This is a genomic window from Actinomadura kijaniata, assembly GCF_014138665.1.
Lineage (GTDB): Bacteria > Actinomycetota > Actinomycetes > Streptosporangiales > Streptosporangiaceae > Spirillospora > Spirillospora kijaniata.
In genome coordinates this window covers 988,698-998,616 of record NZ_JACJIA010000002.1, presented here as the reverse complement: position 1 = coordinate 998,616, position 9,919 = coordinate 988,698, and the positions used below count along the sequence as shown (strand labels likewise).

Here is a 9,919-nt window from a genome sequence, read left to right as displayed (position 1 = left end):
GGGTGCGCGGGTTGTTTCGTGGTGGGGAGGTTGGTGAAGTCCGCCTACAGCCCCGGGCACCGGGGGCGGGGGGGGGGGGGGGGCGCGGCGGCGCCCCCCGGGGGGGGGGGGGGGGCGGGGGGCGCCCCCCCGACCCGGTCAGAACGTCACGACCTGCCGGACGGCCTCGCCGGTGTGCAACCGGTCGAACCCCGCGTTGATCTCGTCGAGGGTCAGCCGGTGCGACAGCAGCGCGTCGACCGGCAGCGTTCCGGAGCGGTACATCCCGACGAAGCGCGGCACGTCGCGGCGCGGCACGCACGAGCCCAGGTAGCTGCCGCGCAGCGTGCGCTCCTCGGCGACCAGGCTGAGCGCCGGGAGGGTGAGCGGCGCGCCGGGGTCGGGCAGCCCGACGGTGACGGTGGTGCCGCCCGCGCGGGTGGCGGCGTAGGACTGTTCGAGGACCCGCACGACGCCGGTGGTGTCGATGACCTTCTCCGCGCCGCCGCGCGTGAGGTCGCGCACCTGCTCGACGGTGTCCGGACCGCCCTTGACGACGGAGGTCGCGCCCAGCTCGCGGGCCAGGTCGAGCTTGTGGTCCACCACGTCCACCGCGACGATCGTCGAGGCCCCGGCGGCCCTGGCGGCCAGCAGCGCGGCCAGCCCGACGCCCCCCAGCCCGAACACCGCGACGCTGTCGCCGGGCGTGACCCGCGCGCTGTAGAGCGCCGCCCCGGCCCCGGTGAGCACCGCGCAGCCGAACAGCGCGGCGATCTCGTGGGGCAGGTCGCCGTCCACCCTCACCGCCGACCGCGCCGACACGACCGTGTACTCGGAGAACGCCGAGACGCCCAGATGGTGGTGGGGCCGGGTGCCGTCGGGGGCGGTGAAGCGGCGGGCGCCCGACAGCAGCGTCCCGGCCCCGTTCGCCTGGGCCCCGGGCCCGCACAGCGCCGGGCGGCCGTCCACGCAGCGCTCGCAGTGACCGCACGCCGGGACGAACGCCAGCACCACGCGGTCGCCGGGCGCGAAGTCCGTCCCCTCCCCCGCCTCCACGACCTCGCCCGCCGCCTCGTGGCCGAGCGCCATGGGCAGGGGGCGGAGCCGGGAGCCGTTGATGACCGACAGGTCCGAGTGGCACAGGCCCGCCGCGCCCACCCTGACCAGCAGCTCGCCGGGGCCGGGCGGGTCCAGGCGCAGCTCGGTGACCTCCAGGGGGCGGGAGTCGGCGTACGGGGCGGGGCGGCCGGACTCGACCAGGACGGCGGCGCGGGTCGTCGTCACGCGATCACCAGCTTCTCCATCTCGGACCGGACCGTTCCGGTGATCTCCACGGGGCGGCGGCTGTCCCGCCCCACGAACACGTGCACGAAGTGCCCCTCGGCGATCGGCGTGCCGTCGCCGCGCCGCATCCCGACCTCCCAGCGCACGCTGGACCGCCCGAGCCTGCCGACGCGCAGGCCGACGTCGATGGTGTCGGGGAAGGACACCTCGGCCTTGTAGACGCAGTGCGACTCCACGCACAACGCGACGGCGTCCGAGCGCACCGGGTCGAACCCGGCCGTGCGGATCATCCACTCGTTGATCACGGTGTCCATGAGGGAGTAGTGGACGACATTGTTGACGTGCCCGTACACGTCGTTGTCCTTCCACCGGGTGGGAACCCGCTCCCAGTACAGGTAATCGCCGGTCATGCCGGCCACTGTAGGGCCATCCTAGAAAACGGTTCTAGAGCGGGGGCCGCAGAATGTGCTTCCATGGCCCACCATGAAGGGCAACAACCCTTACCCCCTGCCCGGTAAGTCCCCCCACGAACCCGGCCGCGGCCCCCATCACGGGCCCCACCAGGGGCCCCACGCGGCGCTCCCGGACGACGAGTGGCGGCGCGCCCAGGAGATCATCGACCGGTCCGAGCGGACGGGACGGCGCATCCTCTACGTCGTCCTCGGCTGCATCGCCCTCTCCGGCGTGCTGCTCGCCGCCTTCGTCCTCGTGCTGATGCTGTGGGCCGACGACAAGGAACCCGCCGCCAAGAAGCGCGACAGGACCGCGTTCACCGTCAACACGTTCTACCCCGACGGGGAACGGTTCACCGCCCGGATCAACCAGACGGTCGAGACCTACACCCGCCTCAACGCCCGGGACCTCCCCGACGCGGCGGGCTGCCAGGCGGGGGCGGCCGACGCGGCGACCCGGGAACTGCTGACCCGCCTCAAGTGCGACGGCCGCGTCGAGATCGCCCTCCGGACCGGCGCGAACGTCCTGGTCAGCAGCCACGTCCTGCGCTTCCCCGACGAGAACGCCGCCAAGCAGGCCGCGGCCGCGATGAAGTACACGGGCCTGCGCTTCACGGCGGGCGGCCCGTTCAAGCCCCGGGGCGGCGCGACCTACGGCGACGTGACGGCGCGCGGCCGCCACATCGCCGTCACGGCGTCGTCCTCCAAGCCCCAGGCGGACATCCAGCGCAAGACCCGCCGCGGCGCGGCGATGATCCACGCCGAGACCTCGAACGTCCTGCTGTGGACCGACGACTGACCCGGCCGCCCGGCGCCCGGACAGCGGCGCGCGCTCGCGTCGAAGACCGCTGACGCGAGCGCACGCGGTGGCCGTTCGTCACGAACGGTCGGGCGGGAGCAGCGCTCCGGCGGGCGGCTCCGCGTCCGTCCACTCGCTGACCTCGAAGATCTGGTAACCGGCCAGCTCACCGGGCTTGTGGAACCGGTCGGGCAGGTCCCTGGCCTCCAGCCTCCTGGGCCGGCCGTCGTCCCCGGAGGGAAGGGGGCGGCTGCCGCGCGGCGGCTTCACCACCAGGTCCCGGATCGCCAGCAGCCTCCCGGCGGCCGGGTCGATGACGAACTGCCGCCGGTACGTGCCGAGCTGCTTGGGGGCGGTGTACAGGCCGAGCGGCACGGTGGTCTCCAGGGGCAGCGAGACCGCGGTGCCGGGACGCCCCTGCGGGTCGGTCGTCCTGCCCTCGGGCCGCACCCCGGGCAGCGCCGCCAGCATCCGGAACGTCGCCGCGCGCACCCGGGGAGGCGCGGGCGCCGTGGACAGCAGCGTCCCGGCCACCTCGCTGAGGGCGCGGACCCGCTCCTGGCCGGACAGCGCCCGGATCGGCTCCTTGCGGGCCGTGGCGGACCGGGCGCGCCAGTTGCCCCTGAGGCCGAGCAGGGCGTTCTGGAGCGCCCCGGGCTCGGTGGGCAGCTTGGCGATCTGGTCGACGGTCAGACCGTGCCACCGCCCCTCGACGCGCATTCGCGGCCCCGTCTGGGCCGCGGGGTTCATCTCCAGGCGCATGTCCCCCTCGCCCCCCTCCGTGTTGGGGATCCCCACCATGCCGGGGGACCCGGCGGCCTGCCACCTCTGCCTGTCCCGGGCGGTGACCGGAACGTCGGGCAGGTCCAGGTGGGTCGTGCTGCCCCTGCCGTCCCGCGCGAACCAGAGATCGTTCCCCTGACGCGAGTCGATCCGGTAGTGCGTCGCCGCCCGCGCGCCGACCGCGTAGATCTCGCCGAGGATGCTCCTGGCGTGCCAGTAGCGTCCGGCCGGCGCCTTCTGCGCGCTGGCGGCGGCGACCAGCAGCGCGTTGCCCGGGACCGCCGGGGCGGGCGCCGGGCCGCCGTCGGACCGGACGGCGACGACGGTGACGCCCGCGGCCGCCACCGCGGCCCCGGTGGCCAGCGCGATCGGCAGCCTCGGGACGCGCCGCCGCGACCGTTCCCGCGAGGCGACGGTGAGCGCGGGGATGCGCGACTCGTCCGCCGGGGTGTTCTCCACGGCGTCGAGCACGGCGGGCTTGAGCGAGGCGACGGTGCGGTCAACGGTGTTCATCCGCGCTGTCCTTCCAGGGCCGGGTGCGGAAAAGAGGCGTGGTCGGAGGTCGAGAGCAGGCGGGCGAGCCGCTTGCGCGCCCGGTGCAGGCGGACGAAGTACGTCGCCGTGGAGCAGCCGAGCACCCGCGCGGCCTGCCCGGCCGAGAAGCCGTACCAGGCGCTCAGGACCAGCGCCTCGGCGTCGCGTTCGGGAAGCGCCGCGAACGCGGCCAGTCCCGCCTCCCGCTCGGCGACCACCTCGCCGGCGTCGGCGCCGTGCTCGGACCTCATCCGCCGGGCCCGCTCGGCGATCGTCGCGTGCCGCCGCCCGGCGTCGCGCTGTTTCAGCCGGTGCCGCCGCGCCACGCCGAACAACCAGGGCAACGGGTCGTCGTCCGGCACCTGGTCGAGCTTGCGCCAGGCGGTCAGGAACGTCTCGTTGGCCACGTCCTCGGCGACCGCCCGCGCGTCATGGGCGAGCGCGTAGCTCAGGACCTTCGGGTAGTGCTTCCGGTAGATGGCCGTGAAGCGCTCGACATCGGCGTCCACGTCACCACCTCCTCTCGGGTGTCACCCGGTACCCCCGAGATCACCTCGCTTTCTTACAGGCGGTCCTCCTTTCGGTCGACGCGGGGAACCGGGGGAAGGAAAAGTGCGGCGCCCACCAGGCCGCAAGGAAAGGTTCTGAGCACGATCCCGGCCTGGTGGGCGCCGCACGTCCTTCGGCGCCGGCTCGCTTACGCGTTGCGCGCCTTGTCGAAGCGGGCCTTCACGTCGTCCCAGTTGACGAGGTCCCAGAGCTTCTGGACGTAGTCGGGGCGCACGTTGCGGTACTGGAGGTAGTACGCGTGCTCCCAGGCGTCGAACACCAGCAGCGGGGTGGTGTTCATGCCGACGTTGCCGTGGTGGTCGTACACCTGCTCGACCACCAGGCGCCCGCCGAGCGGCTCCCACGCCAGGACGCCCCAGCCGGAGCCCTGCACGGTGGCGGTGGCCGACGAAAGCTGCTTCCGGAACGCCTCGAACGAGCCGAAGTGCTCGTCGATGGCGGACTCCAGCTCCCCGCCCGGGCGGTCGCCGCCGTCCGGGGACAGGTTCTCCCAGAAGATCGAGTGGAGCACATGGCCGGAGAGGTTGAAAGCGAAGGTCTTCTCCAGGCCGACCAGACCGCCGAACTGCTCCTTCTCGCGCGCTTCGGCGAGCTTCTCCAACGTGTCGTTGGCGCCCTTGACGTAGGCCGCGTGGTGCTTGGCGTGGTGCAGCTCCAGGATCTCGCCGGTGATGGCGGGTTCGAGGGCCGCGTAGTCGTAAGGGAGGTCGGGCAGCGTGTAGTTCGACATGATCTCTACTATTGCAACTCGTTCGCAGGTAAGTCCAGTTTGCAGGTGCGTGTGGGCATGAGAAGGCCCGTCCCGCTCCGGGGAGCGGGACGGGCCGGTGGGTTCGCGGGTGGCGGTTCTCAGTAGCGGCGTCCGTGGCCGCCGCCGCCCTTGCCGCGGAAGCGGGCCAGGAGACTGCGGGCCTTGGCCTGGTTGCGCGGGTCACGGGCGATCTGCCCGGCCCGGTTGCGCGCGCGCTGGCCCTGCGGGCTGCGCAGGAAGCGTCTGATTCGGTCGGCGAGAGGCATTCCGTTCCTCCTCAGCGGGGTGCTCACCCGGTCAACGAACGGCACCCCGGCGAAGGTTGCTGGACGTTGCTCCTACCCGGAGGGACGCTTCTCTCACCTGGCGGATCAGAAAGCCTCGTCGAACGCCACCGCCCCCTCGACGCCGATCTGGTAGGCCGACACGCGGCGTTCGAAGAAGTTCGACAGCTCCTGGACGTCCTGGAGCTCCATGAACGCGAACGGGTTCTCGGTGCCGTAGCGGACCGGCAGGCCGAGGCGGGCGAGGCGCTGGTCGGCGACGTACTCCAGGTAGCGGCGCATGTCGTCGGCGCTCATGCCGGGCAGGCCGTCGCCGCACAGGTCGCGGGCGAACGCCAGCTCCGCCTCGACGGCCTCCTCGATCATCTCGGTGACCTGGCGCGTCATCGCGGCGTCGAAGAGCCCGGGCTCCTCGGCGCGGACGGTGTCCACGACGGAGAACGCGAACTCCATGTGCATGCTCTCGTCGCGGAACACCCAGTTGGTGCCCGAGGCCAGGCCGTTGAGCAGGCCGCGCGAGCGCAGCCAGTACACGTAGGCGAAGGCCCCGTAGAAGAACAGGCCCTCGATGCACGCGGCGAAGCAGATCAGGTTGAGCAGGAACGCGCGCCGGTCGGCGGCGGTGCTCAGCTCGTCCAGGCGGTTGATCGAGTCGATCCACCTGAAGCAGAACTCGGCCTTGGCGCGGATCGAGGGGATGTGCTCGATCGCGGCGAACGCCCGGACGCGCTCGTCGTGGTCGGGCAGGTAGGTGTCCAGCAGGGTCAGGTAGAACTGGACGTGGACGGCCTCCTCGAACAGCTGCCGGGACAGGTAGAGGCGGGCCTCGGGCGCGTTGACGTGCTTGTAGAGGTTGAGCACCAGGTTGTTGGCGACGATCGAGTCGCCGGTGGCGAAGAACGCGACCAGCCGGTTGACCAGGTGCAGCTCCTCGGGGGTGAGGCGCGCCAGGTCGGCCAGGTCGGAGGCCAGGTCGACCTCCTCGACCGTCCAGGTGTTGCGGATCGCCGCGCGGTAGCGCTCGTAGAAGTCGGGGTAGCGCATGGGCCGCAGGGTCAGGTCCATGCCCGGGTCGAGCAGCATCACTGGCAGGCCTCGCAGGTCTCGGGGCTCTCAAGGGAGCAGGCGACCGCCTCGGCGTCCGGGGCGGTGCGCGCGCCGGTGGTCTGGGCGATGGTGGTCTGGGCGATGCGGGTCGCCGGGCGGGAGCGCAGGTAGTAGGTGGTCTTCAGGCCGCTGCGCCAGGCGTAGGCGTACATCGAGGAGAGCTTGCCGATGGTCGGCGTCTCCATGAACAGGTTGAGCGACTGGCTCTGGTCGATGAACGGGGTCCGCGCCGCCGCCAGGTCGATCAGCGCCCTCTGCGGCAGCTCCCAGGCGGTGCGGTACAGCTCGCGCAGGTCGGCGGGCAGGTCGACCAGGCCCTGGAGGGAGCCGTTGGCGCGCTTGATGGCGTCGCGGGTGGCGGCGTCCCACAGGCCGAGGCGCTTGAGGTCGGCGACCAGGTAGTTGTTGATCTGGAGGAACTCGCCGGACAGGGTCTCGCGCTTGAACAGGTTGGACACCTGCGGCTCGACGCACTCGTAGCAGCCCGCGATCGACGCGATGGTGGCGGTCGGCGCGATGGCGATCAGCAGGGAGTTGCGCAGGCCGTGCTCGGCGACCTTGGCGCGCAGGGCCTCCCACGCGTCGGGACGGGTGATCGCCGCGTCCGGGAAGTGGTCGACGTGGAGCTGGCCCCGCGCGGTGCGGGTGGCGGCGTAGTCGGGCAGCGCGCCGAGTTCGGCGGCCAGGTCGGCGGAGGCGTCGTAGGCGGCGAGGGCGATCTCCTCGGCGATGCGCGTGGACAGCGTCCTGGCCTCGGCCGAGTCGAACGGCAGCCGCAGCTTGAAGAACACGTCGGCCAGGCCCATCACGCCGAGGCCGACCGGCCGCCAGCGACGGTTCGCGCCCTCGGCCTCGGCGGTCGGGTAGAAGCCGCGGTCGATGGTGCGGTCCAGGAAGCGGACGGCGGTGCGGACGGTGGAGCGGAGGCGTTCCCAGTCCAGGTCGTCGCCGGAGACGTGCGCGCCGAGGTTGACCGAGCCGAGGTTGCACACGGCGGTCTCGCCGTCGCTGGTGACCTCCAGGATCTCGGTGCACAGGTTGGACAGGTGGACGACGTTGCCGGGCTCGGCGGTCTGGTTGCAGGCGCGGTTGGCGGCGTCCTTGAACGTCATCCACCCGTTGCCGGTCTCGGCGAGGGTGCGCATCATCCTGCCGAACAGGCGGCGGGCGGGGACCTGGCGGACGTAGCGGCCCTCGGCCTCGGCGCGGCGGTAGGCGGCGTCGAACTCCTCGCCCCACAGGTCGACGAGCTCGGGCGTCTCCTTGGGGTCGAACAGCGACCACCGCGCGTCGGCCTCGACGCGGCGCATGAACTCGTCGGGGATCCAGTTGGCGAGGTTGAGGTTGTGGGTGCGGCGGGCCTCCTCGCCGGTGTTGTCGCGCAGTTCGAGGAACTCCTCGACGTCGGCGTGCCACGGCTCCAGGTAGACGCAGGCCGCGCCCTTGCGGCGTCCGCCCTGGTTGACGGCGGCGACCGAGGAGTCGAGGGTGCGCAGCCACGGGACGATGCCGTTGGAGTGGCCGTTGGTGCCCCGGATGAGGGAGCCCCGGGACCGGATCCGGCTCCAGGAGACGCCGATGCCGCCCGCGTACTTGCTGAGCCGCGCGACCTGCGCGTACCGCTCGTAGATCGACTCCAGCTCGTCCCTCGGGGAGTCGAGCAGGAAGCACGACGAGAGCTGGGGGCGGCGGGCCGCCGAGTTGAACAGGGTGGGCGAGCTCGGCAGGTAGGACAGGGTGCTGAGCAGCGCGTACAGCTCGCGGACGTCCTCGACGGTGTCGGACAGGCCGACCGCGACGCGCATCAGGAAGTACTGGGGGCGCTCCACGACGCGCCGGGTCCTCGGGTGGCGCAGCAGGTAGCGGTCGTAGACGGTGCGCAGGCCGAAGTACTCGAACCGGTCGTCGGCGGCCTCGTCCACCAGGGCGTCCAGCGCGTCGGCGTGGGCGGCGACGAACGCGGCGGGCGCGTCCGACAGCAGGCCCTCGCGGTGCGCGACGGCGACCGAGCCGGCGAACGAGCGGACGCCCTCCGCCGCCGTCTCGTCGGCGATCTTCGCGCCGAGCAGCCGGGCGGCGACCCGGGAGTAGGCGGGCTCGACGCCGACCAGCGCGGCCGCCTCGCCGATGGCCAGGTCGCGCAGGCCGGCGGCGTCCACTCCCCCGTTCGCGCGCACCGCCGCCAGCACCCGGGCCGGGTCGGCGTCCGGCAGCCCGGCGCAGGCGCGTTCCACCTGCTCGGCCAGGCGCTCGACCGGCTGCCCGGTCGGCACGGCCTGGGCGGGTGCGACGCTGACGGCCTCGGCGGTCCCGGTGAGGACACCGGCCGGTGGCGCGATCAGTTCCTGGGTCACGTGCTCTTTCCCCTCGCGAGCTCGTCCCGCGAGGGCATGCGAACGACGCGCGGACCGCCGGTCGCCGGCATGCCGCGCACCGCCCCCGGTCCTCCCGCGAGACCTGGACGTACGAGAGCCCTCCGGGCTCCCTTCGCCGCGGACCGCGTCCACGGCGGAGCTGGCAGGTCTTCGGACTCGCGGGCGCACTGCGCGCTCCTACCGGCCGTCGCTTCCCGCCCCCGTTCCCGGGGTCAGTGCATGTGACGGCGGTCGTTCCCGCTCACCGCTGCGGGGCAGTCCCGGACTCGCACCGGGTTCCCTCTTGTGACGCCCGTGCCGTCTGGGACGGCTGGGGCGAACCAGCACGGGCATGACCCTACATCTTGATGACGGGTGACGCACAACCCCAACATGTAGGGCGTGTCACAGCCCCAAGGCGGGGGTCGGGTGGTGCCTTTCGTCCGGAGGTGGGACCATGGGGCCGCCATGTCCCCGCAACCGTTCTTCCATGCCTCCCGGGCGGTGCTGTTCGCCACCGTCGTGGTCGCGTTGGCGACCCTCGGGCACGGGCTGGCGTCGTCGCACGCGGTGCCCGCGTGGGCGGTGCTGGCGGGGTTCGCGGGAACGCTCGGGGTCACCTGGGCGCTGGCCGGGCACGAGCGGTCCCTTCCGACGATCTTCGGGGGGCTGCTGGGCGGGCAGTTCGCGCTGCACACGCTGTACGCGGACGCCGCCCTGGGGTCCGGGCATCACGGCGGCTCCCTGATGCCCGGGCGGGACTCCGGCTGGACGATGACGTTCGCGCACGTCGCGGCCGCCGCGCTGGCGGCGTGGTGGCTGCGGCGCGGCGAACGGGCCCTGTGGTCGCTGGCGCGCCGGCTGACGTTCCGGCCGGCGCCGCCGCTCGTCGTCGAACCCCCGGCGCCTCCCGCCCGTATCCCCGTGATACCGGTGACGGACGTGCCCGTGCCCGTGGGGCGGGCGCTGCGGCACCAGGTCGTCCGGCGGGGGCCGCCGCTCCGTTCGAGGGCGCTCTGAGG

The 9,919-nt window shown here is 72.9% G+C and carries 10 protein-coding genes and 1 riboswitch; of the genes, 2 read left to right on the top strand and 8 right to left on the bottom strand.

The window, feature by feature from the left end; all coding sequences use genetic code 11:
- Positions 1-138: 138 nt before the first annotated feature.
- Positions 139-1,263: a zinc-dependent alcohol dehydrogenase family protein gene (locus HNR61_RS12070; RefSeq protein WP_182843155.1), complete on the bottom strand. Its 1,125-nt coding sequence runs from the start codon at positions 1,261-1,263 to the stop codon at positions 139-141.
- Complete coding sequence (locus tag HNR61_RS12065) at positions 1,260-1,673, bottom strand: acyl-CoA thioesterase (RefSeq protein ID WP_182843154.1); 414 nt, start codon at positions 1,671-1,673, stop codon at positions 1,260-1,262. The genes HNR61_RS12070 and HNR61_RS12065 overlap by 4 nt, the downstream gene beginning before the upstream one ends.
- Before the next feature lie 73 nt (positions 1,674-1,746).
- Between HNR61_RS12065 and HNR61_RS12060 the strand changes: the two genes are divergently transcribed.
- Positions 1,747-2,514 carry a hypothetical protein gene (locus HNR61_RS12060; protein WP_182843153.1) on the top strand — a complete coding sequence of 256 codons (768 nt, stop codon included), beginning with the start codon at positions 1,747-1,749 and terminating at the stop codon, positions 2,512-2,514.
- Between the two features lie 78 nt (positions 2,515-2,592).
- Here HNR61_RS12060 and HNR61_RS12055 read toward each other — a convergent pair whose 3' ends face one another.
- The 6 genes from HNR61_RS12055 to HNR61_RS12030 form a co-directional block, all read right to left on the bottom strand.
- On the bottom strand, positions 2,593-3,810 hold the full coding sequence (locus tag HNR61_RS12055; RefSeq protein ID WP_182843152.1) for a CU044_5270 family protein: 1,218 nt from the start codon (positions 3,808-3,810) through the stop codon (positions 2,593-2,595).
- Entirely contained in the window at positions 3,807-4,340 is a 534-nt protein-coding gene (locus HNR61_RS12050; RefSeq protein WP_182843151.1) for an RNA polymerase sigma factor, read from the bottom strand. Before HNR61_RS12050 ends, HNR61_RS12055 begins: the two co-directional genes overlap by 4 nt.
- A gap of 188 nt (positions 4,341-4,528) precedes the next feature.
- The gene (locus HNR61_RS12045; RefSeq protein WP_182843150.1) at positions 4,529-5,131 is read right to left on the bottom strand and encodes a superoxide dismutase; all 603 of its coding nucleotides are present in this window, start codon (positions 5,129-5,131) and stop codon (positions 4,529-4,531) included.
- A gap of 119 nt (positions 5,132-5,250) precedes the next feature.
- Positions 5,251-5,418: a hypothetical protein gene (locus HNR61_RS12040; RefSeq protein ID WP_169813961.1), complete on the bottom strand. Its 168-nt coding sequence runs from the start codon at positions 5,416-5,418 to the stop codon at positions 5,251-5,253.
- A 105-nt stretch (positions 5,419-5,523) separates the two neighbouring features.
- The gene (locus HNR61_RS12035) at positions 5,524-6,519 is read right to left on the bottom strand and encodes a ribonucleotide-diphosphate reductase subunit beta (protein WP_182843149.1); all 996 of its coding nucleotides are present in this window, start codon (positions 6,517-6,519) and stop codon (positions 5,524-5,526) included.
- Complete coding sequence (locus tag HNR61_RS12030; RefSeq protein WP_312897861.1) at positions 6,519-8,897, bottom strand: ribonucleoside-diphosphate reductase subunit alpha; 2,379 nt, start codon at positions 8,895-8,897, stop codon at positions 6,519-6,521. The genes HNR61_RS12035 and HNR61_RS12030 overlap by 1 nt, the downstream gene beginning before the upstream one ends.
- 145 nt (positions 8,898-9,042) lie before the next feature.
- Positions 9,043-9,258: riboswitch (cobalamin riboswitch) on the bottom strand.
- Positions 9,259-9,365: 107 nt separating this feature from the next.
- Between HNR61_RS12030 and HNR61_RS12025 the strand changes: the two genes are divergently transcribed.
- A complete protein-coding gene (locus HNR61_RS12025) occupies positions 9,366-9,917 on the top strand; it encodes a hypothetical protein (protein WP_182843148.1) in 552 nt (183 codons plus the stop codon).
- Positions 9,918-9,919 lie beyond the last annotated feature (2 nt).

Coding starts and splice junctions, on each gene's coding strand:
- HNR61_RS12065 (WP_182843154.1), bottom strand. CDS start 1,673: ATGACCGGCGATTACCTGTACTGGGAGCGGGTTCCCACCCGGTGGAAG.
- HNR61_RS12060 (WP_182843153.1), top strand. CDS start 1,747: ATGAAGGGCAACAACCCTTACCCCCTGCCCGGTAAGTCCCCCCACGAA.
- HNR61_RS12055 (WP_182843152.1), bottom strand. CDS start 3,810: ATGAACACCGTTGACCGCACCGTCGCCTCGCTCAAGCCCGCCGTGCTC.
- HNR61_RS12045 (WP_182843150.1), bottom strand. CDS start 5,131: ATGTCGAACTACACGCTGCCCGACCTCCCTTACGACTACGCGGCCCTC.
- HNR61_RS12040 (WP_169813961.1), bottom strand. CDS start 5,418: ATGCCTCTCGCCGACCGAATCAGACGCTTCCTGCGCAGCCCGCAGGGC.
- HNR61_RS12035 (WP_182843149.1), bottom strand. CDS start 6,519: ATGCTGCTCGACCCGGGCATGGACCTGACCCTGCGGCCCATGCGCTAC.
- HNR61_RS12025 (WP_182843148.1), top strand. CDS start 9,366: ATGTCCCCGCAACCGTTCTTCCATGCCTCCCGGGCGGTGCTGTTCGCC.